General features: G+C 71.1%; 21 protein-coding genes. 17 read left to right on the top strand and 4 right to left on the bottom strand.

What is annotated here, in order from left to right; genetic code table 11:
• Positions 1 to 122: 122 nt before the first annotated feature.
• On the top strand, positions 123 to 1,583 hold the full coding sequence (locus ACIOEW_RS07150; RefSeq protein ID WP_401962106.1) for an amidase: 1,461 nt from the start codon (positions 123 to 125) through the stop codon (positions 1,581 to 1,583).
• Positions 1,584 to 1,693: 110 nt separating this feature from the next.
• Here ACIOEW_RS07150 and ACIOEW_RS07155 read toward each other — a convergent pair whose 3' ends face one another.
• Together ACIOEW_RS07155 and ACIOEW_RS07160 are read right to left on the bottom strand one after the other, a co-directional pair.
• The gene (locus ACIOEW_RS07155; RefSeq protein WP_401962109.1) at positions 1,694 to 2,500 is read right to left on the bottom strand and encodes a class I SAM-dependent methyltransferase; all 807 of its coding nucleotides are present in this window, start codon (positions 2,498 to 2,500) and stop codon (positions 1,694 to 1,696) included.
• Positions 2,497 to 3,480, bottom strand: coding sequence for a carboxymuconolactone decarboxylase family protein (locus ACIOEW_RS07160; protein WP_401962112.1), 984 nt, complete (start codon positions 3,478 to 3,480; stop codon positions 2,497 to 2,499). The genes ACIOEW_RS07155 and ACIOEW_RS07160 overlap by 4 nt, the downstream gene beginning before the upstream one ends.
• A gap of 169 nt (positions 3,481 to 3,649) precedes the next feature.
• Here ACIOEW_RS07160 and ACIOEW_RS07165 point away from each other — a divergent pair, with 169 nt between their 5' ends.
• On the top strand, positions 3,650 to 4,795 hold the full coding sequence (locus ACIOEW_RS07165; protein WP_401962115.1) for a sensor histidine kinase: 1,146 nt from the start codon (positions 3,650 to 3,652) through the stop codon (positions 4,793 to 4,795).
• Positions 4,792 to 5,475, top strand: coding sequence for a response regulator (locus ACIOEW_RS07170; protein WP_401962118.1), 684 nt, complete (start codon positions 4,792 to 4,794; stop codon positions 5,473 to 5,475). Before ACIOEW_RS07165 ends, ACIOEW_RS07170 begins: the two co-directional genes overlap by 4 nt.
• A gap of 28 nt (positions 5,476 to 5,503) precedes the next feature.
• On the opposite strand, the gene ACIOEW_RS07175 is transcribed toward ACIOEW_RS07170, so the two are convergent.
• Positions 5,504 to 6,568, bottom strand: a complete 1,065-nt coding sequence (locus ACIOEW_RS07175; RefSeq protein ID WP_362557446.1) for a biotin/lipoate A/B protein ligase family protein — start codon at positions 6,566 to 6,568, stop codon at positions 5,504 to 5,506.
• A 352-nt stretch (positions 6,569 to 6,920) separates the two neighbouring features.
• Here ACIOEW_RS07175 and ACIOEW_RS07180 point away from each other — a divergent pair, with 352 nt between their 5' ends.
• From ACIOEW_RS07180 to ACIOEW_RS07240, 13 genes are all read left to right on the top strand, one after another.
• Positions 6,921 to 7,904 carry an ABC transporter permease gene (locus ACIOEW_RS07180; protein WP_362557426.1) on the top strand — a complete coding sequence of 328 codons (984 nt, stop codon included), beginning with the start codon at positions 6,921 to 6,923 and terminating at the stop codon, positions 7,902 to 7,904.
• Position 7,905: 1 nt separating this feature from the next.
• The gene (locus ACIOEW_RS07185) at positions 7,906 to 8,868 is read left to right on the top strand and encodes an ABC transporter permease (RefSeq protein WP_362557424.1); all 963 of its coding nucleotides are present in this window, start codon (positions 7,906 to 7,908) and stop codon (positions 8,866 to 8,868) included.
• A complete protein-coding gene (locus ACIOEW_RS07190) occupies positions 8,865 to 10,949 on the top strand; it encodes a dipeptide ABC transporter ATP-binding protein (protein ID WP_401962122.1) in 2,085 nt (694 codons plus the stop codon). The genes ACIOEW_RS07185 and ACIOEW_RS07190 overlap by 4 nt, the downstream gene beginning before the upstream one ends.
• Positions 10,950 to 11,061: 112 nt before the next feature.
• On the top strand, positions 11,062 to 12,744 hold the full coding sequence (locus ACIOEW_RS07195; RefSeq protein ID WP_401962125.1) for an ABC transporter family substrate-binding protein: 1,683 nt from the start codon (positions 11,062 to 11,064) through the stop codon (positions 12,742 to 12,744).
• Positions 12,745 to 13,161: 417 nt separating this feature from the next.
• On the top strand, positions 13,162 to 14,442 hold the full coding sequence (locus tag ACIOEW_RS07200) for a lectin (protein WP_401962127.1): 1,281 nt from the start codon (positions 13,162 to 13,164) through the stop codon (positions 14,440 to 14,442).
• Positions 14,442 to 15,836 (top strand): ricin-type beta-trefoil lectin domain protein, encoded by a 1,395-nt coding sequence (locus ACIOEW_RS07205; RefSeq protein ID WP_401962130.1) that lies wholly within the window; start codon positions 14,442 to 14,444, stop codon positions 15,834 to 15,836. The genes ACIOEW_RS07200 and ACIOEW_RS07205 overlap by 1 nt, the downstream gene beginning before the upstream one ends.
• A gap of 270 nt (positions 15,837 to 16,106) precedes the next feature.
• On the top strand, positions 16,107 to 17,714 hold the full coding sequence (locus ACIOEW_RS07210; RefSeq protein WP_401962132.1) for an ABC transporter substrate-binding protein: 1,608 nt from the start codon (positions 16,107 to 16,109) through the stop codon (positions 17,712 to 17,714).
• Positions 17,711 to 18,664 carry an ABC transporter permease gene (locus tag ACIOEW_RS07215; RefSeq protein ID WP_362557263.1) on the top strand — a complete coding sequence of 318 codons (954 nt, stop codon included), beginning with the start codon at positions 17,711 to 17,713 and terminating at the stop codon, positions 18,662 to 18,664. The genes ACIOEW_RS07210 and ACIOEW_RS07215 overlap by 4 nt, the downstream gene beginning before the upstream one ends.
• A gap of 74 nt (positions 18,665 to 18,738) precedes the next feature.
• Positions 18,739 to 19,551 (top strand): ABC transporter permease, encoded by an 813-nt coding sequence (locus tag ACIOEW_RS07220; protein ID WP_401962957.1) that lies wholly within the window; start codon positions 18,739 to 18,741, stop codon positions 19,549 to 19,551.
• Positions 19,548 to 20,645, top strand: a complete 1,098-nt coding sequence (locus ACIOEW_RS07225) for an ABC transporter ATP-binding protein (protein WP_401962135.1) — start codon at positions 19,548 to 19,550, stop codon at positions 20,643 to 20,645. The genes ACIOEW_RS07220 and ACIOEW_RS07225 overlap by 4 nt, the downstream gene beginning before the upstream one ends.
• 83 nt (positions 20,646 to 20,728) lie before the next feature.
• Positions 20,729 to 21,685 carry an ABC transporter ATP-binding protein gene (locus ACIOEW_RS07230; protein ID WP_401962960.1) on the top strand — a complete coding sequence of 319 codons (957 nt, stop codon included), beginning with the start codon at positions 20,729 to 20,731 and terminating at the stop codon, positions 21,683 to 21,685.
• Between the two features lie 115 nt (positions 21,686 to 21,800).
• Complete coding sequence (locus ACIOEW_RS07235; RefSeq protein WP_401962138.1) at positions 21,801 to 23,636, top strand: gamma-glutamyltransferase family protein; 1,836 nt, start codon at positions 21,801 to 21,803, stop codon at positions 23,634 to 23,636.
• Between the two features lie 74 nt (positions 23,637 to 23,710).
• On the top strand, positions 23,711 to 24,538 hold the full coding sequence (locus ACIOEW_RS07240) for an inositol monophosphatase family protein (protein ID WP_401962141.1): 828 nt from the start codon (positions 23,711 to 23,713) through the stop codon (positions 24,536 to 24,538).
• 13 nt (positions 24,539 to 24,551) lie between these two features.
• Here the strand turns inward: ACIOEW_RS07240 and ACIOEW_RS07245 are convergent, their stop codons facing one another.
• Positions 24,552 to 25,406, bottom strand: a complete 855-nt coding sequence (locus tag ACIOEW_RS07245) for an SDR family NAD(P)-dependent oxidoreductase (protein WP_401962143.1) — start codon at positions 25,404 to 25,406, stop codon at positions 24,552 to 24,554.
• Between the two features lie 90 nt (positions 25,407 to 25,496).
• Between ACIOEW_RS07245 and ACIOEW_RS07250 the strand changes: the two genes are divergently transcribed.
• Complete coding sequence (locus ACIOEW_RS07250) at positions 25,497 to 25,928, top strand: MarR family winged helix-turn-helix transcriptional regulator (RefSeq protein ID WP_401962145.1); 432 nt, start codon at positions 25,497 to 25,499, stop codon at positions 25,926 to 25,928.
• Positions 25,929 to 25,987: the final 59 nt, after the last annotated feature.

Raw genomic sequence — 25,987 nt, forward strand, 5'->3', positions numbered from 1 at the left:
ACACGGACCGGCGGCACCTGCGCCGAACGGTTGAGGGAGCGCCCCCGACTCGTTACCCTCCAGTAAGTCTGTTCGGGCGGACAGGTGTACGCACCTGACGGTACGAGGGAGGCGGGCAGCCCATGTCCTCAGCACAATCCACCGGAACGGACGTCGAGGCCCCGGCCGGGCTGGCCGACAGCGCCCGGGCCCTCGCGGACGGCCGCACCACCGCCACCCGGCTGGTCACCGAGGCCCTCGCCAGGATCGAGGCGAGCCAGGGCACCCTCAACGCCTTCCGGCACCTGCGCGCGACCGCCGCACTCGCCGAGGCCTCCGAGGCCGACCGCAGGCTCGCCGCGGGGGAGCGGCTGCCGTTGCTCGGGGTACCCGTCGCCGTCAAGGACGACACCGACGTCGCCGGGATGCCCACCCACTTCGGCTGCGCGGGAGAGCTGCCCGCCGCGACCGCCGACAGCGAGGCCGTACGCCGGCTGCGCGCCGCCGGGGCCGTGATCGTCGGGAAGACCAACTCCTGCGAACTGGGCCAGTGGCCGTTCACCGAGGGCGCCGCCTTCGGCGCCACCCGCAATCCGTGGAACACCGACCACACACCGGGCGGTTCCTCCGGAGGTTCGGCAGCCGCCGTCGCCGCCGGGCTGGTTCCCGCCGCGCTCGGCTCCGACGGCGCCGGGTCCGTCCGCATCCCCGCCGCCTGGACCCACCTCGTCGGCATCAAACCGCAGCGCGGCCGGATCTCCGTCCACCCCCACAGCGACGCCTTCCAGGGGCTCACCGTCAACGGCCCGCTGGCCAGGACCGTCGCCGACGCCGCCCTGCTGCTGGACGCCGTCGCGGGGGCGCACCCCGAAGACCCGCACCGCCCGCCGCCCGTCGACGCCTCGGCCGCCGCCCGCCGCGACCCGGGCCGGCTCCGCATCGCCCTGGCCTGGCGCCCCCCGCTCACCCTCACCGGCACGGCCCCCCACCCGGACGTACGCCGCGCGGTCACCGAACTCGCCGAGGCACTGGCCCGGCTCGGTCACCACGTCGAGGAGGCCCGCCCCCGCTACGGGCTGATCGGTCTCGGCTTCCTCCCCCGTGCCACCGCCGGCATCGCCGAACTGGCCGCACTGCACCCCGAACCCGCGCTGCTCGACCCCCGTACCCGCAGCGCATTGCGCACCGGCACCCGGCTCGGCGGCCGGGTGGTGCGGGCGGCAAGGGAGCGGGAGGTGCGCCAGCACCGGCGCATCGGCGCCCTGTTCCACCCCGCCCGCGGCAGGGCCGGATCGGGATACCCGGGATTCGACGTGCTGCTCACTCCGACGACCGCCCTGCCGCCTCCCCGTATCGGCAGGTTCGACGGACTGAGCGCCTGGCGCACCGATGTGGCGATCACCGAGGCGTGCCCGTACGCCTGGCCGTGGAACGTACTGGGCTGGCCCGGAATCAACGTCCCCGCGGGCTTCACCCCCGACGGCCTCCCCGTCGGGGCCCAACTGCTCGGCCCCTCCCGCAGCGAGGAGCGGCTCATCTCGCTGGCCGCCCAACTGGAGGCCGACCGCCGCTGGTACGAGCACCGCCCTCCGGCCACACGCTGACGACCTCGTGGACGATAGGAGCCGTCGCTGCATCCGCGCAGGCCAACGGCTCGGGCGCCACGACGAAACAAGCCGCTGACCTGCGGCGATGCCTATCGTGCACGAGGTCGTCAGGGAGTGCGTGCGGTCACCACCCACACGCCCGCCCGCAGCATCACCCCGCTCGGCGACTCATGGGGCAGCAGGGCGTCGGTCATCGCGGCCCGGGTGGAGTCGGAGACGGTGAGGCCGGGGGCGCGGGATACGAAGAACTCGACCGCGTCGGCCGCGTCCTTCCCCCAGCAGGTGTCGGCGCTCACGCCGGTCACCTCGATGTCCACGAAGCCCGCCGCACCCAGGACCTGGTGGATGCGCTCGGGCTCGGAGAGCGATGCCATCGCCGCGGCCACCGCGTTCTCGGTGGTGTGGTCCCGGCCCAGCAGGGAGGCCAGCAGGCCCAGCGCCTTGCGCTCCTCGCCGTCCGGCTGTGCGGGCTGTGGGCAGAGGAACGCCAGCCGGCCGCCCGGCCGCAGCGCGCCCGCGATGTTGGTGAACGCGGCGACGGGGTCGGCGAAGAACATCACCCCGCCCCGGCTGATCGCCAGGTCGTATCCGCCGGGCTCGAACGCGCAGCTCTGCGCATCGCCCAACCGGTAGGTGACATGCGGGAACTGTTCGCCATCGGTGAGTGCGCGGGCCCGTGCGACGAGCGGCTCCGAGATGTCGACGCCGGTGACCCGGCCGTCCGGTGTCCGCCGCGCGGCCATCCGCGTCGTGAGCCCGCTGCCGCAGCCGATGTCCACCACCCGGTCCCCCGTGCCGACCGCCGCCGCGTCGAACAGCGGCCCGTCGAACCCGTCCAGCATGGCGTTGTAGCGGTCCGGGTGGGCGGCCCAGTGCTGCCCGAGCGGTCCGTTCCAGGCTTCGGCGACTGTCATGCGTGCTCCTTCGTTTCGGTGGTGAGCGTGGCCTCGACGCGCCCCATGGCGCAGATCGCGCCGAACGCGATCAGGTGGACCAGGCAGTGATCGGTGAACGGCGGTGCGAGCCAGGCGGCCACGTCCTCGTCCGTGATCCGGTACGGGGCGCGCGCCGCGAGCAGCGCCAGCCGGGCGCCCGGCCGCTCCGACCGGTCCGGCAGGCCCGCTCCGTGCAGGGGGAGCGGGGTGACGCCGTCCCAGGCCGCCACCGACTCCCGTACGAGCGCCGCGTCCTCGTCGCTCAGCAGCCCGGCACCCAGCTCCGCCGCGGTGCGCAGCGCACCGTACGCCGTACCGACGGCGGTGCCCGCCGCCCAGGCGGGTGCCTCGCCCTCCGTTTCGAGCATCGGCAGGCTCAGCCCCGTCACCAGTTCGCGGCTCACGGTCCGGGCCAGGGCGCGGCCCGCCGCACTCCGTACGCAGCGGAGGCGCTGGAGGCCGCCGGGCAGCATGCTCTCGGTCAGCAGCGAGGAGACGATCCGGTTGATGAAGTGGAAGGCGAGCGCGGTCCCGATGTGCTCGGCCGCGGCGGCCGGCCCGAACGGCTGCGGCGTACTCATGTCCTTGCCCCAGGCCAGCAGCGCGCGATGGGCGGGATCCCCCGGCTGCTCGCCGCGTGCGATCGTCTCCGCCAGCCGGTGGTCGCCGGTGGCGTGCAGCAGCACGGTGTGCGCGTCCACGCAGAACGGACACCGGTTGGCGAGCGACACCCCGGCCGCCACCACCTCCTTGTCCGTACGGGACACCCGACCGGCCAGCAGCGACTCGCGCGCCAGGGCCCAGGCCGCGGTGAGGAGCGGAGGGGAGGCGGACAGGACGACGAAGGTCGGGGCGCGTTCGATCCCGAAGTCGGTGGACATCTGGGCGTACACGTCGGCGACCACTCCGGTCGCCGACTTCGGAGGTACGGGTGAGGTGTAACGGAAAGGTCCGGTCATGGCTCCGATGGTCGCCCGCGGACCGGGGCCGGGTCGTCGTACCCGTGAAGGCGATCGGCGCTGATCCCGTTCGGCTGCGGACGGCCCGGCACTACTGCCCGGGGAGTAGTGCCTGGCCGGTCCCCAGGGCTGATGCCGCCACCGTCGTAAGGGAGTTAGGGTGCGGCACATGGGGGACACGGGGGACATCGGCCGCCGCACCCGACTGCTGGACGCGGTACTCGCGGTGGCGATCGGTGCGGCGGTCACCGTCGCCGCCTGCCTGGCCTCGGAGCCCGGCGCACTCGACCTGGTGCTCGTCGCGACCGGGTCGCTGGCCCTCGCCGAGCACCGCCGCGCACCGCGCACGGTGCTGGCCGTCACCACGCTCGCCATGTCCGGCTACGTGCTCCACGCGCACCCGGGCACCTGGGCGGCGTTCCCCGTGCTGGCCGCCGTGCACGCCGCCGCCCGCAGCGGTCACCGCGCCTGGGGCGTCGCGGCCGGTGCACTCTTCCTCGTCGGCTACTTCACCGTCCTGATCACCGCCTCACCCGCTGCCGAGGGGGTCGTGGAGCGGACCGCGCTGCTGCTCGGGTGGTTCCTCTGCGCCGGGGTCACCGGACTCATCGACAAGAACTGGCAGGCCTATCTGCGCCAGACCGAACAGCGGGCGCTCGACGCCGAACGCACCCGGGACGAGGCCGCGTTGCGCCGCGCGGGGGAGGAGCGGCTGCGGATCGCCCGCGAACTCCACGACTCGCTCACCCACTCCATCTCGATCGTCAAGCTCCAGGCGGGAGTTGCTGTCCACCTGGCCCGCAAGCGCGGCAGCGAGGTGGAGCCCGCTCTGCTCGCCATCCAGGAGGCGAGCGGTGAGGCGATGCGTGAACTGCGCGCCACGCTGGAGGTGTTGCGCACCGACGTGGTCGAGCCCGGCACCGGACTCGACCGGATCGGTGAACTCGCCGAGCGGGCCCGCAGCGCGGGCATCGCGCTCGCGGTCACCGTCAGCGGCGAGGAGCGGCCGCTGCCCGTGGCCGTGGACCATGCCGCGTACCGCATCGTGCAGGAAGCCCTCACCAACGTGGCCCGGCACGCCGACCGGGCCCCGACCACCGTCCGGCTGGCCTACGGACCGGACGCGCTGACCGTGCACGTCGACGACCACGGCCCGTGCGGCCCGGACGACACCGTCACCGCGGGCACCGGCCTCACCGGCATGCGGGAGCGGGTCACGGCGCTCGGCGGCACCCTGGCCGCCGCACCGCGCCGGGCCGGCGGCTTCTCCGTGCACGCCGAACTGCCCCTGCACACCGCAGGATCCCTCGCGTGAGCGAGGGCACCGAGGCCCCGATCCGGGTCCTCATCGTCGACGACCAGGCCCTCATGCGGGCGGGCTTCCGGGCACTGCTCGACGCGGAGGACGGCATCGAGGTGGTCGGCGAGGCCGCCAACGGCCGCGAGGGGCTGGAGCTGGCCCGGCTGCACACCCCCGACATCGCCCTCGTCGACGTGCAGATGCCGGTGATGACGGGGATCGAGGCCACCCGGGCGATCGCCGCCGACCCGCTGCTGGGCGGGGTCCATGTGGTGATCCTGACCAACTACGGCCTGGACGAGTACGTGTTCGACGCACTGCGCGCCGGCGCGGCGGGCTTCCTGCTGAAGGACACCGAACCCGCCGAACTGCTCCGGGCCGTCCGTGTCGCGGCCCGCGGCGACGCCCTGCTCTCGCCCGCCATCACGCGCAGACTGATCGGCGAGTTCGTCGCCCGGCCCCCCGACCGGACGACCGCACCCGGCTTCGAGACCCTGACCCGCCGGGAGCGGGAGGTCAGCGCGCTGGCTGCCCGGGGGCTGACGAACGAGGAGATCGCCACGCACATGGTCATCAGCCCGTTCACCGCCAAGACGCACATCAGCCGCGCCATGATCAAGCTCGGGGCCCGCGACCGCGCCCAACTCGTCGTCTTCGCCTACGAGTCGGGTCTCGTCACCCCGCGCGAACGGTGACGTCCGGCGGCGCCTCGGCCACCGCCCCCTACGGCACCCGGGCGGTCCACTCGGCCGTGCCGAACTTCGTGCGGACGAGCTCCTCGGCCCGGGCCAGCTCGTCCGGGGTCACCTTGCCCTGACTGAGGCCGTGCCGGTTGCGGAACGACTCGATCATTCGCTCGATGACGGCCTGCCGGGGCAGACCCGTCTGCCTGCGCAAGGGGTCGACGCGCTTCTTGGCGCTCTTCGTGCCCTTGTCGGACATCTTCTCCTTGCCGATGCGCAGGACGTCGAGCATCTTGTCGGCATCGATGTCGTACGACATGGTCACGTGGTGCAGCACCGCGCCGGGTCCTCCGTCCGGCCCCACCATGCGCTTCTGCGCCGCGCCCGCGATCTTCCCGACCTCGGTCGCGATGTCGTTGAGCGGCTGGTACCAGGCCTTGATCCCCATGTCGCCGAGCGCTTCGAGCACCCAGTCGTCCAGATAGGCGTAGCTGTCGGCGAAGGAGAGACCGGAGACGAGGGACTGGGGCACCGCGAGCGAGTAGGTGATGGTGCTGCTCGGCTCCGCGAACATCGCCCCGCCCCCGGAGATGCGCCGGACCACCGTGACGCCGTGGCGGTCGATGCCTGCCGCGTCGACCTCATTGCGCAGGGACTGGAAGCTGCCGATGATCACCGCGGGGGAGTCCCACTCCCACACCCGGAGCGTCGGAGGCCGTCGGCCCGCGGCGACCTCGGCCGTGATGACCTCGTCGAGCGCCATGTGGAGCGCGGGGGACTGCGGGGCGTCGTGGATGAGCTGCCAGTCGTAGTCGCTCCACTCCGTGGCGTGCGCCAAGGCCCGGCGCACGGCGACGGCGACACCCTCCGACGTGAGTCCGAGCATCACCGTCGACTCCGGGAGGGCCGCGTCGATCCGGGCGGCCAGCCCCGCGGTGTCGGTGGTGGCCGGAGCCCCCTCCAGCGCCGCGTCGATCGTCAGGATCGCCTCGTCCGGCTCCAGGAAGAAGTCACCCGCCACCCGTACGTCGCGCAGCGCCCCGCCCTGGACGTCCAGATCCACCACGACCAGCTTGCCGCCGGGGACCTTGTACTCACCGTGCACAGCCATGCCTCCAGTTCCGCCGGTTCCCATGCGTACGAATCGGCTCCGACCAGGCATAACGCCGCCATCGCGGCTTTTAGTCCGCAGCCGGCGCAGCGAGGGCCCGACCCCGGACGAAGCGCGTTCCATGTACAAATCATGATCTGTCCGGACTGTTTGCAACGGCGGTATTGCGACGTCGTGGCGGGATGGGCCAGGGCCTGGTGGCGCCGCCGGACCACGGATGAGACTGACGCTCGTACTCCTGTACTTGTGTTCCGTCCCCCCAGAAGGCTCCACCGCGCATGCAAACGCCCCCCAGACCCGGCGCCCCCTCGGCGCACCTCCTTCGCGTGGTGAGGAGGTGCTGCCCGTGCTGCGCTATGTGACGCGCAAGGCCACGGGCTGGCTCCTGATGATCGTGGTCTCGACCAACGCCACGTATTTTCTGGCCAGTTGGTTTCTGGACCCGCGGTCGAACTTCAAGGAGCTGCGGCCGGTCCGCAGCGAGGCGCAGATCGACCGGGCGCTCGCGCCCTACAATCTGGATCCCCAGGTGCCGGTGGTGCAGCGGTGGTGGGACTGGTTCACCTCAGTGGTCGTCCACTTCGACTGGGGGAGGTCACCCACGGGTGTCTCCGTCAACGGAGAGATCGGCTACCGCTCGCTCGTCAGCGCGGAGCTGGTCGTCATCGCGACGATCCTCTCCGTCGTGCTCGGTGTCACGCTGGGTGTGTACACGGCGTCGAGGCAGTACGGCTGGGCCGACCGGGTCTCGCAGGCCGTCTCCATCGCGGTGTTCAACGTCCCGACGTCCGTCGCCGCGCTCGGTGTGGTCTTCGTCGCCATCTGGCTGAACCAGCACGCCGGGCTGCACTTCCTCTACGTCGCCGGGGAGAACTCGCCGAACGTCGAAGGACTGCTCCCGACCGTCGGCGACCGCATGCTGCACCTGATCCTGCCGACCCTGACGCTGACCCTGATGGGGTACGTCGGCTACCACCTGACGCAGCGTTCGCTCCTGCTCGACACCATCAACGCCGACTTCGTGCGCACGGCCCGGGCCACCGGACTCACCCGGGCCCAGGCAATCCGCAGACACGCCCTGCGGACCGCGCTCATCCCGACGGCGACCTCCGTGGCATTCAGCGTCCCGGCCATCTTCACCGGCGCCATCATCACCGAGACGATCTTCGGCTGGAACGGTATGGGCCGCTACTTCATCCAGACCATCAGCAAGAACGACGTCCACGGCACGGTCGCGACAGCCGCTTTCGCCGCCGCGCTGACCGCGATCGGCGCGATCCTCGCGGACATCGCCACGGTCTTCCTCGACCCGCGCGTGAGGGTGAGCTGACATGTCCACCGAACTGACCACCGGCCTGTCCACCGACCTGGCCACCCCTGCGCCCGCCGGGCAGCCGCAAGCGGCGCGTGGCGCACACAAGGACGGACGTCACCTCGGCCTCGCCCGGCTCTACCTGAGGCGCTTCCTGCGCAACCGGCTCGCCGTCGTCGGTGTGGTGATCTTCGTGGCTCTGGTGCTGTTCAGCGCGGTGGGTGGCCTGTTCACCTCGTACGCGTACTCCGACGCCGACTTCGCCGCACTCACCCAGCCTCCGAGCGCGAGTCACTGGTTCGGCACCAACCAGGGCGGCAACGACATCTACGCCTCCGCCGTGCACGGACTCAGGCGCTCCCTCGCGATCGCCGTGAGCGTGTCCGTCCTGACCGTCGTCGTCGCCGCCGTCATCGGCTCCGGCGCCGCGTACTTCGGCGGCCGGGTGGAGAAGGCCACGCTCGCCGTCATCCACTTCCTGCTGATCGTCCCCTCGTTCCTCATCCTCGCTCTGGTCTCCAACCGCCTCGCCGGCGACTGGCGGATCCTCATCGTCGTGCTGACGCTGTTCGGCTGGATGTCCACCGCGAGGGTGATCTGGTCCGTCTCGACCTCCCTGCGCGAGCGGGACTACGTGACGGCGGCCGAGTTCATGGGAGTCGGTCCGCTGCGCATCATCCTGCGCCACATCATCCCCAACCTCGGCTCGCTGCTGATCGTCAACCTCACGCTCGGCGTCGTCGCGACCGTGCTCAGCGAAACCGCCCTGTCCTTCCTCGGGTTCGGTGTCCAGACCCCGGACGTCTCCCTCGGCACGATGCTCGCGGACGGTGCGAGCACCGTCACGAGCGCTCCCTGGCTGTTCGCCTTCCCCGCGGGCCTGGTCGTCCTGCTCACCGTTTCGATGACCTTCGTCGGCGACGGACTCCGTGACGCCCTGGACCCCACATCCGTGACCGGTGCGGCAGGAGGCCGACGATGACCCTCGCGACGACCACGTCCACGGCCCCCCTGCCCGGTGACGCCGGCACCCCCGTCCTCTCGGTACGGGACCTGCGGGTCTCCTTCCCCTCCGAAGCCGGACCCGTCGAGGCGGTGCGTGGTGTCGGCTTCGATCTCCTGCCGGGCCGCACCCTCGGCATCGTCGGCGAATCCGGCTCGGGCAAATCGGCCACCGCCATGGGCATCATGGGCCTGCTGCCGCCCTCCGCCGACCTGCGGGGCCAGGTGCTGCTCGGCGGACGGGACCTGATCGGCCTCGGCGACAAGGCCCTCTCCGGGATACGGGGCAACGCCATCGGCATGGTCTTCCAGGACCCGCTGTCCGCGCTCACCCCCATCTTCACCGTGGGCCGGCTGCTCTCCGACACCCTGCGGATCCACCAGGACCTGACGAAGCGGGCCGCCTGGGAACAGGCCGTGGAACTGCTCGACCTCGTCGGCATCCCCGACCCGCGGGGCCGGGCCAGGTCCTTCCCCCACGAGTTCTCCGGCGGGATGCGCCAGCGCGTCGTCATCGCCATGGCGATCGCCAACAAGCCCTCCGTGCTCGTCGCCGACGAGCCCACCACCGCCCTCGACGTCACCGTGCAGGCCCAGATCCTCGACGTGCTCAGGCTGGCGCAGAAGGAGACCGGTGCCGGACTCGTCCTCATCACGCACGACCTCGGGGTCGTCGCCGGCCACGCCGACGACATCGCCGTCATGTACGCGGGCCGGATCGTCGAGCGGGCGGGCGCCGGGGAACTCTTCGCCCGGCCCGTCATGCCGTACACCGCGAGGCTGCTCGCCGCCGTGCCGACCGTGGACAGCGGCGTCCACCGGCCCCTGCTCCCGATCGGCGGGGAGCCGCCCGCACTGGTGGGCCTCCCGGTCGGCTGCCCCTTCGCGAGCCGCTGCGCGGTCGCCCTCGACGCGTGCCGCACCGACGAACCCGGACTTCGCGAGGTCACGGGGCACGGAGACGTGGCCTGCCTGCGCGCGGACGAGATCGCCGGCGGGGCGCTGGATCCGGCGGGGGCCGTCGAGCCGGTCGCGGCAGCCCCTCAGGAGGCCCGCGCCGCCGGCGACGTGGTGCTCCGCGTGGAGGACCTCGTCAAGACCTTCCCCGTCACCAAGGGGGCCGTCCTCAAGCGCCGGGTCGGCACGCTGCGGGCCGTCAACCGGGTCAGCTTCGAGCTGCGGGCGGGGGAGACCCTCGGTCTCGTGGGCGAGTCGGGCAGCGGCAAGACCACGACACTGCTGGAGATTCTCAGGCTGAGGCAACCCGAGGGCGGGCGGATCGAGATCGCCGGCACGGAGGTCGGTGCGGTGGGATCCGCCGCGCGCGTACGGGAGTTGCGGCGCGACGTCCAGATCGTGATGCAGGACCCGCTGGGAGCTCTCGACCCGCGGCTGCCCGTCTTCCAACTGCTTGCCGAGCCCCTGCGGGCCATCGGGCGGGACCGCGATTCGATCCGTACCCGCGTCGACGAACTCCTCGCGCTGGTAGGTCTGGACGCCACGGTGAGCGACCGTTTCCCGGCCGCGCTCTCCGGCGGTCAGCGCCAGCGGATCGGCATCGCCCGCGCTCTGGCCACCGAGCCGAAACTGCTCGTGCTCGACGAGCCGCTCTCGGCGCTGGACGTGTCGGTGCAGGCGGGGGTGATCAACCTGCTGGCCCGGCTCAAGCGCGAACTCGGTCTCGCCTACCTCGTGGTCGCCCACGACCTGGCCGTGGTCCGGTACATCTCCGACCGCATCGCGGTGATGTACCTGGGGCACATCGTGGAGACCGGCGACACCGAGACGCTCTTCTCCGATCCGAAGCACCCGTACACCCGGGCGCTGCTGTCGGCGATCCCGGTCCCCGACCCGCAGCGGGAACGCACCCGCGAACGCGTCGTGCTGGAGGGCGAACAGCCGAGCGCCGCCCGGCTGCCGGCGGGCTGCGTCTTCGTCGACCGCTGCCCCCTGTACCGCGTCGCCGGCGAGGCGGTGCGCGAGCGCTGTCGTACGGAACGTCCCGCGCCCGCCTCCGTGGCCGGCCGGCCCGGCCACCAGTACGCCTGTCACGCCGTCTGAGGCCGTCCCGCCCGGGGACCAGGACCCGCCGGTCCGGGCCCCCGGGCAGTTCACCCCGCCCGTCACCGGGCTCTCCCGTACACCCCACCGAATCAGAAGGAACCATTCCGCCATGCGCGCAAGACTGGCCCTGCCCCTCGCCCTGATCGCCGCCATCTCCGTCGCCGCCACCGCGTGCCAGTCCTCCTCGGGCAAGGACGGGGCCGACGCGGACAGGAAGGACGACCCCAAGGCCGCTTCGGCCGCGGTCGACTTCAACCCCCAGCCGTACGAGAACATCAAGGACGGCGGGACGTACACGACGGTCGGCACCTTCGACGACCAGGGCAACCCGTTCAACGTCAATGCCACACTGACCGCGTCCCGGGTCTGGGGCTGGTACAACGCCGACGCGATCACGTACTCACCCACCGGTGAGGTGCAGTACAACCCCGACTACTACACCGATGTGAAGGTAGCGGTCGAGGGCGGGAACCAGAAGGTCACGCTGACGATCAACCCGAAGGCCGCCTTCAACGACGGCACACCGATCGACTGGACGGCGATCGAAGCCACCTGGAAGGCCAACAACGGCTCGGACAAGGAGTTCGCGGCGTCGTCCACGGACGGCTACGACCAGATCACCTCGGTCGCGAAAGGCAAGGACGCCAAGCAGGCCGTCATCACCTTCAAGGGCGCCAACGCCGCCTGGTCCACCCTGTTCACCACCTTCCTGCACCCCAAGGCCGCCACCGTCGAGAACTTCAACAAGGCGTACGTGAAGAAGGCCCACCCGGAGTGGGGCGCCGGGCCGTACACCGTCGGCAGGTGGGACACGCACTCCGGCAACATCACCTTCGTCCGCAACCCGAAGTGGTGGGGCAAGAAGGGCAAGCTCGACAAGCGCACCTACGTCAACCTGGAGTCGACCGCGGCGGTCAACGCCTTCAAGAACGGGCAGATCGACTACGTCTCCGCCGTCGACGCGGAGAGCCTCAAGCAGGTCAAGGGGCTCAAGGGCACGGAGATCCGCAGCGGTGGCAGCCCCTTCGAGTACTCCCTCTACTTCAACACGAAGTCGGCAGTCCTCTCGGACAAGGCCGTCCGCAAGGCCATCCAGGAGAGCGTCGACCGGGCACAGATCGCGAAGATCCAGTTCCAGGGGCTCGACTACACGGAGCCGCTGCCCGGCTCGGCGGTGCTCTACAGCTTCCAGAAGGGCTATGCGGACAACTTCTCGGCTGTTCTGAAGTACGCGCCGGACGAGGCGAGGAAGACGCTCGACGCGGCGGGCTGGAAGGCAGGGGACGACGGCATCCGCGTCAAGAACGGCAAGAAGCTGGAAGTCGGCTACACCCTCCTGGGCGACGACCCGCTGGGCAAGGCCACCGCGGGCGCCTTCGCCGCGATGCTGAAGCCGGCCGGCATCCATCTCGTCATCAAGAAGGGTGACGACGCGGACTTCTCCAAGATCCTCAGCGACCGCAGGTTCGACCTGTTCCTTTCGGGCAACCGTTCCATGGATCCGTTCGGAGCCCGCTACCTGTGCGATTTCTACTGCTCGGACCGTGACTCCAACATCACCGGTGCGGGCACGCCGGCCCTGGACAAGGAGATCCGCGCCACCACCCAGATCGCGGACCTCGACGAGCAGGTCGCGGCGGTCAACGAGGTCGAGAAGAAGGCGCTCCAGCAGTACGCCTTCCTGCCGCTGTTCAGCGGTCCCTCCACCTACGGAGTGAAGAAGGGCCTGGCCAACGCCGGCGCGACCATCTTCTACACCCCGCTCCCGGAAACGGTCGGCTGGCAGAAGTGACACAGGGTCCTGGCAAGCGCCGGGAGCCACAGCCGCGACGCCGGCCCGCAGGCATTCAGCGAATGCCTGCGGGCCGGCTCCGTTCCTGCCGGTGTCATCGCTTCGACTCTTGGCGGATTTCCGCGGTGTCCACCGGGCCATGGCTACCGGGGCGGGGGTGTTCTCGCACTCCGGGGGCGCCTCTCCGCCGGATCGATCAGTGGTATGTACCAAGGTCTTGACACCCGCTTAGTTCACTTCTTAAATCACCTAGTGAACTAAGCGGCCTCACCGTCGCACGCGTTACGTCACCCAGCACCCCCACTTCGGTCGGCGCGGCTCTCGCACGCCCCTCGCGCCCTGTACCTGCCATGCATGTGCCTGTCATATGCATGACAAGTTCCCCTTCCTCCCCCTCACGCACCGGAAGGGAGAGTCATGGACTCCCCACGCCGTACGCGGCGCCTGCTGCACTCCGTACTCTCGGTTCTCACTCTTGCCCTGGTCACGACGGCCCTCGCGGGCAGCGGCGGACCCGCATCCGCGGCGACCGCCCCGATGGCGGACACGGCGGCGGCCGCCGCGGCCACGACGTTCGCCGACGAGTTCGACGGCGCCGCCGGCTCGGCGGTGAACGGCAGCAAGTGGCAGATCGAGACCGGCGACAACGTCAACAACCACGAGCGGCAGTACTACACGGCGGGCAACAGCAACGCAGCGCTGGACGGCCAGGGACATCTGGTCATCACCGCGCGCAAGGAGAACCCGAACAACTACCAGTGCTGGTACGGCACCTGCCAGTACACCTCGGCACGGCTCAACACCTCCGGGAAGTTCACCCAGACCTACGGTCACGTCGAGGCGCGGATGAAGATCCCGCGCGGGCAGGGCATGTGGCCGGCCTTCTGGATGCTCGGTGACGACATCGGTCAGGTCGGCTGGCCCAACTCCGGTGAGATCGACATCATGGAGAACGTCGGCTTCGAGCCCTCCACCGTCCATGGCACCCTGCACGGTCCCGGCTACTCCGGCTCGGCCGGAATCGGCGCCGGGTACACGCTCCCGAACGGGCAGGCCTTCGCCGACGACTTCCACACCTTCGCCATCGACTGGGCGCCCGACTCGGTCACCTGGTCCGTCGACGGCAACGTCTACCAGCACCGCACGCCCGCCGACACCGGCTCCAACACCTGGGCCTTCAACAAGCCCTTCTTCCTCATCCTCAACCTCGCCGTCGGTGGCTACTGGCCGGGCGACCCCGACGGCAACACGTCCTTCCCCCAGCAACTGGTGGTCGACCACGTGCGCGTCACCACCAGCGACAGTCAGCCGGCAACGGGCGGACCGATCACGGGTCTGGCCGGCAAGTGCGTGGACGTCGCCGCGGCGGCCACCGCCAACGGGACCCCGGTGCAGCTCTACGACTGCAACGGATCCAACGCCCAGCGGTGGAGCGTGAACGCGGACGGCACGATCCGTGCGCTCGGCAAGTGCCTCGACGTGGCGTCGGGCGGAACCGCCGACGGCACGGTCGTGCAGTTGTGGGACTGCAACGGGTCGGCGGCCCAGCGCTGGGCCGTGAGCGGGGCGCGCGACATCGTCAGTCCGCAGGCGGACAAGTGCCTGGACGTCAGCGGCAACACTTCGGCCAACGGCACCCGGCTCCAGATCTGGACCTGCACCGGCACCGCCAACCAGAAGTGGACGGTAAGCAGTTGATGAGACGTCACGTCTCCGGCAGACGTGCGCCCGCCGTCCGGAGCCTGCTCGGTGCCGGGGCGGCCGCGGCTCTGCTGGCCGGTCTGACCGGATCACCTGCCCTGGGTGCCACCGCGGCGACCGGGCAGATCACGGGACTGGCCGGCAAGTGTATGGACGTGGCCGGGGCGAGTACCGCCAACGGCACTCCGGTGCAGCTCTACGACTGCAACGGAAGCAATGCCCAGCAGTGGGACGTCGGCTCGGACGGGAGCGTCAAGGCTCTGGGCAAGTGTCTTGACGTGACATCGGCCGGGACGGCGGACGGCACCGCGGTCCAGCTGTGGGACTGCAACGGCTCCGCGGCCCAGCGCTGGACCGTCACCGCGGCGCACGACATCGTCAATCCGCAGGCGGACAAGTGCCTGGATGTCACCGGCAACAGTTCCGCCAACGGCGCCCGGCTGCAGATCTGGACCTGCACGGGCACCGCCAACCAGAAGTGGACCGCGCCCACCGGCGGAGGAGACCCGACGCCGCCCGCCGGCGCGATGGCAGTCGCCCCGTACCTCTACAACGGCTGGGGCAGCCCGCCCAGCCCGACCACCGTCATGAACGCCACCGGCGTCAAGTGGTTCACCCTCGCCTTCGTCCTCAGCAACGGCTACTGCAACCCGCAGTGGGACGGCGGCAGGCCGCTGACGGGCGGGGTCGACCAGCAGACCGTCAACACCGTCCGGGGCGCGGGCGGCGACGTGATCCCGTCCTTCGGAGGCTGGAGCGGCAACAAGCTGGAGAGCTCCTGCTCCAGTGCGGGTGAGCTGGCAGCCGCGTACCAGAAGGTCATCAACGCCTACGGGCTCAAGGCCATCGACATCGACATCGAGGCCGAGGCGTACGACAGCGCCACCGTCCAGCAGCGCACCGTCGACGCGCTGAAGACGGTCAAGGCCAACAATCCCGGGCTCAAGGTCTACGTCACCTTCGGCACCGGACAGAACGGCCCCGACGACAGCCTGATCCGCAAGGCCGCCTCGTCCGGGCTGACCGTGGACAGCTGGACGATCATGCCGTTCAACTTCGGCGGGGCGGGCCAGAACATGGGCGCCCTCACCGTCAGTGCGGCCGAGGGGCTGAAGAACACGGTCAAGAGCGCCTACGGCTACTCGGACGACCAGGCCTACCGGCACACCGGCATCTCCTCGATGAACGGCATCACCGACAACAGTGAGACCGTGACGGTGGCGGACTTCCGCACCATCCTCGGGTACGCGCAGCAGCGGCACCTCGCCCGGCTGACCTTCTGGTCGGTCAACCGCGACCGCCCTTGCACGGGCGGCGGCGCCGACACCTGCTCGGGCGTCTCCCAGCAGCCCTGGGACTTCACGAAGGTGTTCGCCCAGTACGCCGGCTGACCGGTAACCCTGCCGGCCCCGGCAGCCATCCGACGGGCCCCTTGGTGCTTGTGCACCAAGGGGCCCGATTCGTCGTTTATCCCCGTGCTCGCCGCCCGAATCGGCGTTTGATCCGGTATTCCACCCTCGTGTGCGCATCGTGTGTGCGGCCGTTATCCGATCGTCAGTAAAAACCGTCCGGTATGTGGGCACCCCCCTTGCCTTGCGGACTGTATGCGAAATACGGTCTGCGATATTCCTTGATCACCCCCTGGCGGGAGGTAGGCCCTCGTGCGCCGAAAAGCGGTTGCCCTGGTGGCGGTTGCATTGGTGTCCCTCACCTCGGGCTGCGCGTCGCTGCAGTCCTCGGCGACCGAGGTCGGCGGTGTACGGAAAACCGACGACCGGTCCGTACGCGACGGCGGGACACTCACCGTCGCTCTCAACTCCGACCCGGACAAACTCGACCCCACGCTCGCCCAGACCCTCGTCGGCCGCACGGTCTTCGCGGGCATGTGCGAGAAGCTCTACGACATCGACGAGGACGGTGTCGTCGTGCCGCAGCTCGCTGCCGCACTGCCCACCACCTCGGCCGACGGCCGCACCGTCACCCTGAAGGTGCGCCGCGACCTGAGGTTCAGCGACGGCACCCGGCTCGACGCCGCAGCCGTCGTCACCTCGCTGCTTCGCCACCGCGATCTCCCCGGATCCGCCCGTGGCACGGAGCTCGCCCCGGTCACGTCCATCGAGGCCACCGGCCCCGAAACGGTACGGATGAAGCTCAAGCAGCCCTACGTACCGCTCACCGGCGTCCTCGCCGACCGGGCGGGGATGGTGATGTCACCGACCGCGCTCAAGAAGTACGGGAAGAACTTCACCAACCATCCCTCCTGTGTCGGACCCTTCCGCTTCGTCGAGCGGGTCGGCGGCGACCGGATCGTGCTGAAGAAGGACCCGAACTACTACGACGCGGACAAGGTCCACCTCGACGGGGTCGTCTACAAGCCCATCCCCGACGGAAACGTCCGGCTGGCCAACCTGCGCTCCGGCGACCTTCAGGTCGGCGACCAGATGGGCCCCATCGACGTACAGAGCGCCCTCACCGAGCCGAAGCTCCAGCTCTTCAACTCGCCCTCGCTCGGCTACCAGGGCATCGGCCTCAACGTCGGCAACGTGAACGGCCTCGGACAGAAGCCCGGGAAGCTCGACACCCCGATCGCCCGGGACGTCCGCGTCCGTGAGGCGTTCGAGCTCGCGATCGACCGCGACACCCTCAACGAGGTCGTCTTCCAGGGCATGTACGAACCGGCCTGCGGCCCCATCTCGCCGCAGTCCGCCATCGCCCCAGGCGTCAAGCCCGAGGACTGCCCGAAGCGCGACATCGCCAAGGCGAAGAAGCTGCTGAAGGAGGCGGGCGTGAAGACCCCGCTCAAGATCGAGCTGAAGACCTCCACCACCCCCGAACAGGGGCGGGTCGGCCAGGTCCTCCAGGCCATGGTCAAGGAGGCCGGGTTCGACCTCTCGCTGCGGCCCACCGAGTACGCCACCATGCTCTCCGAGACCGACGCCGGACACTATGACGTCTTCACCAGCGGCTGGTCCGGCCGGCTCGACCCCGACGGCAACGTCTCCAACTTCCTCAAGACCGCCGGCGCCATGAACGCCTACGGCCTCGGCGATCCCGGGATCGACAAGCTCATCGCCGAGGGCCGCACCGTCGCCGACCCGGCGCGGCGCACCGAGATCTACGACGAGCTCACCCGGCGTGTGCAGGACGCCCACACGCTGATCTACCTCTACCGGCAGAAGAACTACGTCGTCGCCACCAAGGACGTCGCGGGCATCCGCGTCTACGGCGACGGTCTGGTCCGCGTCACGACTGCGGGGTACACCCGATGACGAAATACCTGCTGACGCGGTTGCGTCAGTCCCTCATCACACTCTTCCTGGTCTCGATCGTGGTGTTCGCCGGCATCCGGGCGCTGCCCGGCGACCCCGCCCTCGCCCTGGCCGGTGAGGAGCGGAGCCCCGAGGCGCTCGCCGCGATCCGTGAGGCGTACGGCCTCGACGACAACATCGTCGTGCAGTACGCCCGATTCATCGGCCACGCCCTCACCGGCGACCTCGGAACCTCCTCCCGGACCGGGCTCCCGGTCGCCGACGCGATCGGGCAGGCCCTTCCCGTCACCCTGGAACTGGCCGCGCTCTCCCTGCTGCTCGCCGTGGTCCTCGGCATCGGCGCCGGAGTCGTCGCCGCCGTACGGCGCGGGAAGCCCGAGGAGTGGGTCGCCAACATCATCGCGCTGATCGGCCTCTCCATCCCGACCTTCTGGCTCGGCATCGTGCTGGTCCTCGGATTCGCCATCGCCGTACCGGTGTTCGCGGCCTCCGGTTACGTCCCCTTCGGTACGGACCCGGTCGACAACCTGCGCCGCATGGTGCTGCCCGCGATCGTGCTCGGCTCCGGGCTCGCCGCCGTCGTGATGCGCCAGACCCGGGCGGCGATGCTCGACTCGCTCTCCGCCGACTATGTGCGCACCGCCCGCGCCAAGGGACTGTCGAAGCGGTCCGTCGTCGGCGGGCACGCCCTGCGCAACTCGCTCGTCACCGTCGTGACCGTGCTGGGGCTCCAGCTCGGCCACCTGATCTCCGGCGCCGTCGTCACCGAGCAGATCTTCGTCCTGCCCGGCTTCGGCAAGCTCACCATCGACGCCGTCTTCACCCGTGACTACGCGACGCTGCAGGCCGTGGTGCTCTGCACCTCCGCCGCCTACATCCTCATCAATCTGCTGGTCGACGTGGTCTATTCGGTCATCGACCCGCGCATCCGGCTCGGAGGTGCCCGGTGACCACAGCGACCCCAGCGCTCCCCACCGTTTCGCAGCCCGCGAAGAAGCGGACCGGCAACGGACGGCTCCGCGCCCTGCGCAGGAACCGACTGGCCATGACCGGTGGCATCATCGCCGCCGTCTTCATCCTGGTCGCGCTTCTCGCTCCGCTGATCGCCCCGTACGACCCCTCCCAGCCGGACTTCGGGAACGTCCTCGCCGAACCCGGCGGGGCGCACTGGCTCGGCACCGACGACCTGGGGCGCGACCAGCTCTCCCGCATCGTGTTCGGGGCGCGCGCCTCCATGCAGGTCGGCCTCGTCGCCGTCGTGCTGGCGTTCGTGATCGGCGTACCCCTGGGGCTGGTCGGCGGCTACTACGGGAGGTTCGCCGACGGTGCGATCTCCCGGCTCACCGACACCATGCTCGCGTTCCCCTTCCTGGTGCTCGCCGTCGGGCTCGCCGCGATCCTCGGCCCCTCGCTGACGAACGCGACGATCGCCATCGGCATCTCGCAGATCCCCGCAGTCATCCGGATCACCCGGGCCGAGACGCTGCGGCTCAAGCACGTCGACTACGTCGGCGCGGCGATCGCCAACGGCGGCGGCGACGGGACCGTGCTCTTCCGGCACATCCTGCCCAACGCCACCTCCGCACTGATCGTCCAGGCGACCGTCGGCATCCCCGCCGCCATCATCGGCGAGGCGCTGCTCAGCTTCCTCGGCCTCGGCGTCCAGCCGCCCGACCCGTCGCTCGGCGTGATGCTCTCCGGCGCCCAGTCCTTCCTGGCCCCCGCGCCCTGGCTCGCCGTCTTCCCCGGCCTGGCGATCGTCGCGGCGACCCTGGCCTTCAACCTGCTCGGCGACGGACTGCGGGACGTCCTCGACCCCCGTGGAGGGACCCGATGACCGAGACCGTTCTCGAATCCGTGCGGCGGCCGGTGGGTGACCCCGTCCTGAGCGTCCGCGACCTGTCGGTGTCCTTCCGCTCCGACACCCGGACCGTGCACGCCGTCGACGGCGTCTCCTGGGATCTGCATCCCGGCGAGGTCCTCGCCGTCGTGGGGGAGTCGGGGTGCGGCAAGTCCGTCACCTCCATGGCCGTGATGGGGCTGCTGCCGCCCACGGCTCACATCGGCGGCTCCATCCGCCTCGGCGGCCGCGAACTGGTCGGCGCCCCGGAGAAGGAGCTCCAGAAGGTCCGCGGCAAGGACATCGCGATGATCTTCCAGGAGCCGATGACCTCACTGAACCCGGTCCTCACCATCGGCCGTCAGATCGGCGAGGTGCTGCGCAGGCACCAGGGGCTGAGCCGGAAGGAGGCCAGGGAGCGGTCCGTGGACCTCCTCGACCTGGTCGGCATCCCCGCCCCGCGCAGCCGTATCGACGAGTACCCGCACCAGCTCTCCGGCGGCATGCGCCAGCGCGTCATGATCGCGATCGCCGTCGCCTGCGACCCCTCGGTCCTCATCGCCGACGAACCGACCACCGCACTCGACGTGACCGTGCAGGCCGGCATCCTCGAAGTCCTCCAGTCGCTGCGCGAACGGCTCGGCACCGCGATCGTCCTGGTCACCCACGACCTCGGCGTCGTCGCCGACGCGGCCGACCGGGTGCTCGTCATGTACGCCGGACGCTCCGTCGAACAGGCCCCCGTCCACGACCTGTTCGCCACTGCCCGGCACCCGTACACCAGGGGCCTGCTCGGCGCAGTCCTGCGGCCAGGCGGCGAGGGCAAGCGCCGGCTGCCCGAGATCCCCGGCCTGGTGCCCAGCCTCGACAGCCAGCCCGATGCCTGCACCTTCGCGCCGCGGTGCAGCCGCGCCGACGACAGCTGTACGGGCGGCCGCCCCGGCTTCGGGCCCGTCGACCCGAAGGCGGGGACGGACGCCGCCCACCGGGCCGCGTGCTGGCACCCGTACGCCGCCGACGAGGCGTCCGACGTCCTCGCGGCCACCTCAGCGGCCCAGCCCGCGCGACCCGACCAGGAGGCCGGAAAGTGACCGCAGCACAGACCGTCCCCGCCCCGCGCGACAGCGCCCAGGGCGTCACGGACCAGCAGCCCCCCGTGCTGCGGATCGACTCGATGGAACGGCACTTCGCCGCCTCGGGCGGCGGCACCGTCCGGGCCGTCGACGGCGTCTCGATCACCGTCGGCCGCGGGGAGGTCGTCGGCCTGGTCGGGGAGTCCGGCAGCGGCAAGTCGACCGTCGGCCGCTGCGCCGTACGTCTCGACGAACCCACCGGCGGCACCGTCCACATCAACGGTACGGACGTCTCCCACCTGTCCCGCCGTGCCCTGCGTCCCCTGCGCAAGGACTTCCACCTGGTCTTCCAGGACCCCTCGTCCTCGCTCGACCCGCGCATGACCATCGGCCAGATCATCGCCGAACCCGTCAAACTGCACCGCCGGGCCCGCGGCGCTGCCGTCCGCGAGCGCGTCGAGGAGCTGCTCGCCCAGGTCGGGCTGCGTCCCGAACATGCCGACCGGCACCCGCACGAGCTCTCCGGCGGCCAGCGCCAGCGCATCTCCATCGCCCGCGCGCTCTCCTGCGACCCCGATCTCGTCGTCGCGGACGAACCGACCTCGGCGCTCGACGTCTCCGTGCAGGCCTCCGTCCTCAACCTCCTCGCCGACCTCCAGCGCGACCGTGGCTTCGGCTGCCTGTTCATCACCCACGACCTGGCAGCCGTCGAATTCCTCGCCGACCGGATCGCCGTGATGTACCTCGGCCAGATCGTCGAACAGGCCCCCACCGCCGAGCTGTTCGCCGCGCCCAAGCACCCCTACACCCAGGCGCTGCTCTCCGCGGCGCCCGTGCCCGACCCGGTGCTCCAGCGGTCCCGCGAGCGCATCGTGCTCCACGGCGAGCTGCCGAGCCCCCTCGACCCTCCGCCCGGCTGCCGCTTCCACACCCGCTGCCCGCTCGCCACCGAACGGTGCCGCACCGAGGTGCCCGTCCTGCGCGAGCTGCCCGGCGGCCGGCAGGTCTCCTGCCACCTCGTCGACGACGACGGAACAGCCCCCGACGCGGCCGTCTGACCACCTTCCGTCCCGGAGTCCGGACCCCGTTCCGGGGGCCCGGCTCCCGTACGTACGATCCGCACCACACGACGGACCACAGAAACTCAGCACGTCGCAGCAAGGAGCCGCACCCGTGTTCACCACCCGGCCCACCCTCCAGGGCACCTTCGGCATGGTGTCCTCCACCCACTGGCTCGCCTCGCAGTCCGCGATGGCGGTCCTGGAGGACGGCGGCAACGCCTACGACGCCGCCGTCGCCGCCGGATTCGTCCTGCACGTCGTCGAACCGCACCTCAACGGCCCGGCCGGCGAGGTGCCGATGATCCTGGCGCCTCACGACGGGGACGTGCAGGTCCTCTGCGGTCAGGGCCCCGCCCCGGCCGGTGCCACGGTCGCCCACTACCGCTCGCTCGGCCTCGACCTGGTCCCCGGCACCGGACCGCTCGCCGCCGCGGTGCCGGGCGCCTTCGACGCCTGGATGCAGCTGCTGCGCGACCACGGCACCAGGACCGTCGCCCAGGTGCTGCGCTACGCCATCGGCTACGCCGAGGACGGGCACGCACCCGTCGAGCGCGTCGGCCAGACCGTGGAGACCGTCCGCGAGCTCTTCGAGACCGAGTGGCGGACCTCCGCCGACGTCTACCTTCCCGGCGGCAAGTCCCCGAAGCCGGGCGAGCTGTTCCGCAACCCCGCCCTCGCCGCGACCTGGCGCCGCCTGATCACCGAGGCCGAGAAGACCGGCGGCGACGACCGCACCGCGCAGATCGAGGCCGCCCGCGCGATCTGGCGCGAGGGCTTCATCGCCGAGGCCCTCGTCCGCCAGGCCGCCGTCCCCACCATGGACACCAGCGGCACCCGCCACACCGGTACCCTCACCGCCGCCGACCTGGCCGGCTGGTCCGCGTCGTACGAGGCCCCCGCCACGTACGACTGGAACGGCTGGACGCTCGCCAAGGCCGGCGGCTGGAGCCAGGGCCCCGCCTTCCTCCAGCAGCTCGCCCTGCTCCCCGCCGAGCTGCCGCGGTACGGCTCCGCCGAGTACGTCCACCTGCTCATCGAGGGCTGCAAGCTCGCCATGGCCGACCGGGAGGCCTGGTACGGCGATGCCACCGAGGTCCCGCTCGACACGCTGCTCTCCGAGCCGTACAACGCCGCCCGGCGCGCCCTGATCACCGACGAGGCCTCGCACGAGCTCCGCCCGGGCAGCCCCGACGGCCGCGCCCCCGTCCTCAGCGAGCACGCCCACGCCGTCGCCGCCGGCGAGTCCGGCTTCGACGCCATGGGCATACCGGCCGCCGGAGTCGGTGAGCCGACGGTGGCCAAGGACGGCGCGGGGGAGCCGACTGTGGCCAAGGACGGTGCGACCCGCGGCGACACGTGCCACGTCGACGTCGTCGACCGCTGGGGCAACATGGTCTCCGCGACCCCCAGCGGCGGCTGGCTCCAGTCCAACCCGGTCGTGCCCGAGCTCGGCTTCCCGCTCGGCACCCGCCTCCAGATGGCCTGGCTGGACGAGGACCTGCCGAACTCCCTCACCCCCGGCCGCCGCCCGCGCACCACCCTCACCCCGTCCCTCGCCCTGCGCGACGGCGTCCCGGTGATGGCGTTCGGCACCCCGGGCGGCGACCAGCAGGACCAGTGGCAGCTGCACTTCTTCCTCGCTGTCGCCCTGCGCGCCGAGGTCCGCGGCGGCCTCGACCTCCAGGGCGCCATCGACGCCCCGAACTGGCACAACGACAGCTTCCCCGGCTCCTTCTTCCCGCGCGGGATGCGCCCCGGCAGCGTCACCATCGAGGAGGGCATGGACCCGGAGGTCGTCGCGGAGCTGCGCCGGCGTGGTCACGACGTCACGGTCGGCGACCCGTGGTCCGAGGGCCGGATGTGCGCGGTCGCCCGCGACCCGGAGACCGGGGTGCTGTCCGCGGCGGCGAACCCGAGGGGCATGCAGGGGTACGCGGTCGGGCGCTGACCGGCCACCGGCCGGTCACGCCCCCGTCATGACCAGGTCGTCGGCGTCCGGGCGGCCCGTGCTTAGCTGGGGGCATGATCGATGACTTTCTTGCCGGGGACCTGACCGAGGTCGAGGCGGCGGTCCGCGCAGCGGCCGCCGCCGAGATCATGCCGCGCTACCGGCAGCTCGCCGCTCACGAGATCGTCGAGAAGAACGGTCCGCACGACCTCGTGACCACCGCGGACCGGCTCGCCGAGGAACACCTCACCGCCTCCCTGAGCCGCCTCCTGCCCGGCTCCGTGGTCGTCGGCGAGGAGGCGGTCCACGCCGACCCGAAGGTGTACGAGGCACTGAGCGGCGAGGCCCCCGTGTGGATCGTCGACCCGGTCGACGGCACCCGCCAGTTCGTCCGCGGCGAAGCGGGGTTCTGCACCCTGGTCTCCCTGGCCCACCGCGGCGAGCTGCTGGCCTCCTGGACGTACGCCGCCGCCCTCGACGAGATGGCCGTCGCGGTCCGCGGCCGGGGGGCCACGCTCAACGGCGCTCCGATACGCTCCGGCTCACCCGCGCCCGACGCCGTGCTGCACGTGGCGATGTCGCACCCCGACTACACCACCGACGCGCAGAAGCAGGCCCTCCTCGGGCTGCGCACCGAAGGCATCGACGCCCGCCCCTGTGGTTCGGCCGGCCTCGAATACCTCGCCGTCGCCCGCGGCGACCTGGACGCGCTCGCCTTCAACTGGGAGTACGCCTGGGACCACGCGGCGGGGCTCCTCCTGGTCACCGAGGCGGGCGGTGCCCAGGCCACGCTGTCCGGTGCGCCGTTCCGTATAGCCGGAGGCAACGACCTGCCCTTCACCGCGGCCCGGGACCGTGCGACGGCCGAGCGGATCCTCGCCGCGCTGCGCGCCGGGGCCTGAGCAGGCGGGTTCCTCAGGCCAGCAGGGTGCGGGTCAACGCGGCGAGACGCTCGCGCGCCCGGGGATCGTACGCCTGCTCATGGGCGGCCGTCTCCGTGAACCGGTCGAAGTACCGGCCGCTGACCTCCGCCAGGGCGGGGTCGGTGATCAGCCGCACTGTCGGACGGACGCCCTCCGCCACGGGGACCGCCGGAGTCAGCCCGTACGCCCGCACTCCGTCGGTGTCCATCAGATGGGCCGGGTGCAGGGCGTTGAACGTGACCCCGCTGCCGGGCGTCTCCGTGGCGGCCAGGTCGAACGTCGACATGATCATCGCGAGCTTGCTCCGGCAGTAGGCCTCAAGGCCTTCGTAGCCGCGCTCCATCATGACGTCGTCGAAGTCGACGGGGGACTGCCCCACCGACGCCACCTGGACCACGCGCGCCGGGGCCGATGCGGTCAGCAGCGGAAGCAGCTCCCTGATCAGCAGATACGGCGTCAGATAGTTGACTGCGAACCGGAGTTCATGACCCTGCGTGCTCAACTCGCGGCGCAGCGGCTCGGCGCCCCCGCCGGCCACCGCGTTGTTGACCAGCACGTCGAGCCGGGGCTCGGCCGCCCGGACGGCCGCGGCCAGGGAGCGGACCTGGTCCAGGTCGGAGAGATCGGCGAGATAGGTGCGGACCTCGGCGCGGCCGTCCGAGATCGTCCGGACCTCGGCGGCCGCCCGCTCCAGCCGATCCCGGTCGCGGCCGTGCAGCAGCAGCGTCGCGCCGCGGCCGGCCAGATCGCGGGCGAGGTGCAGGCCGAGGCCCTGGGTGGCGCCGGTGATGAGGACGGTCCCGGCGAAGAGGGCGGGCGCATGACTGTGCACGTCGTGAGTATCCATGGGTTGAGTTATATCAAGACCTTGATTCAACTTCCATACTTGCTATGTGTCTGATCCCTGCTGTATGCACATGGCTGTACGCTCGCGAGCATGGGAATGACCGCCGGCGACCGCCTCGGCGCAGACATCAAGCGGGCAGAGCAAGCCCTCATGGCCGCCAAGAGCGCCGCGCTGAAGGGTGCCGACCTGAGCGTCGCGCAGTACGCGGCGCTGTTCGCGCTCGCCGACAACCCCGGGATGTCAGGGGCAGCTCTGGCGAGAGCGTGCCTGGTGACACCGCAGGCGATGGCGGCGGTGCTCAAGCACCTGGAGGAACGCGGGCTGATCGTCAGGTCCGTGCATCCGTGGCACCAGAAGATGCTGGAGACCCGTCTGACCGAGGCCGGGACGCGGACGCTGCGGCAGGCCGACGAGCAGGCGGTGCGGATCGAACGCCGGATCGCGGACGAGTTCACCCCGCAGGAGCGCGACGCCCTGCGCGAACTGCTCGCCCGCTGCGTCGTGGCCATCCAGCGGGACTGAGCCCTTGAGCTCCTTCGGCGACTCGGCCCCTCGATCCCCTCAGGGACGGGCCTGCGCCG

The sequence above is a fragment of the Streptomyces sp. NPDC087901 genome (assembly GCF_044742205.1).
Classification (GTDB): Bacteria; Actinomycetota; Actinomycetes; order Streptomycetales; family Streptomycetaceae; genus Streptomyces.

Coding starts and splice junctions, on each gene's coding strand:
- ACIOEW_RS07165 (WP_401962115.1), top strand. CDS start 3,650: ATGGGGGACACGGGGGACATCGGCCGCCGCACCCGACTGCTGGACGCG.
- ACIOEW_RS07155 (WP_401962109.1), bottom strand. CDS start 2,500: ATGACAGTCGCCGAAGCCTGGAACGGACCGCTCGGGCAGCACTGGGCC.
- ACIOEW_RS07245 (WP_401962143.1), bottom strand. CDS start 25,406: ATGGATACTCACGACGTGCACAGTCATGCGCCCGCCCTCTTCGCCGGG.
- ACIOEW_RS07185 (WP_362557424.1), top strand. CDS start 7,906: ATGTCCACCGAACTGACCACCGGCCTGTCCACCGACCTGGCCACCCCT.
- ACIOEW_RS07160 (WP_401962112.1), bottom strand. CDS start 3,480: ATGACCGGACCTTTCCGTTACACCTCACCCGTACCTCCGAAGTCGGCG.
- ACIOEW_RS07250 (WP_401962145.1), top strand. CDS start 25,497: ATGGGAATGACCGCCGGCGACCGCCTCGGCGCAGACATCAAGCGGGCA.
- ACIOEW_RS07195 (WP_401962125.1), top strand. CDS start 11,062: ATGCGCGCAAGACTGGCCCTGCCCCTCGCCCTGATCGCCGCCATCTCC.
- ACIOEW_RS07240 (WP_401962141.1), top strand. CDS start 23,711: ATGATCGATGACTTTCTTGCCGGGGACCTGACCGAGGTCGAGGCGGCG.
- ACIOEW_RS07205 (WP_401962130.1), top strand. CDS start 14,442: ATGAGACGTCACGTCTCCGGCAGACGTGCGCCCGCCGTCCGGAGCCTG.
- ACIOEW_RS07150 (WP_401962106.1), top strand. CDS start 123: ATGTCCTCAGCACAATCCACCGGAACGGACGTCGAGGCCCCGGCCGGG.
- ACIOEW_RS07200 (WP_401962127.1), top strand. CDS start 13,162: ATGGACTCCCCACGCCGTACGCGGCGCCTGCTGCACTCCGTACTCTCG.
- ACIOEW_RS07230 (WP_401962960.1), top strand. CDS start 20,729: ATGGAACGGCACTTCGCCGCCTCGGGCGGCGGCACCGTCCGGGCCGTC.
- ACIOEW_RS07190 (WP_401962122.1), top strand. CDS start 8,865: ATGACCCTCGCGACGACCACGTCCACGGCCCCCCTGCCCGGTGACGCC.
- ACIOEW_RS07215 (WP_362557263.1), top strand. CDS start 17,711: ATGACGAAATACCTGCTGACGCGGTTGCGTCAGTCCCTCATCACACTC.
- ACIOEW_RS07225 (WP_401962135.1), top strand. CDS start 19,548: ATGACCGAGACCGTTCTCGAATCCGTGCGGCGGCCGGTGGGTGACCCC.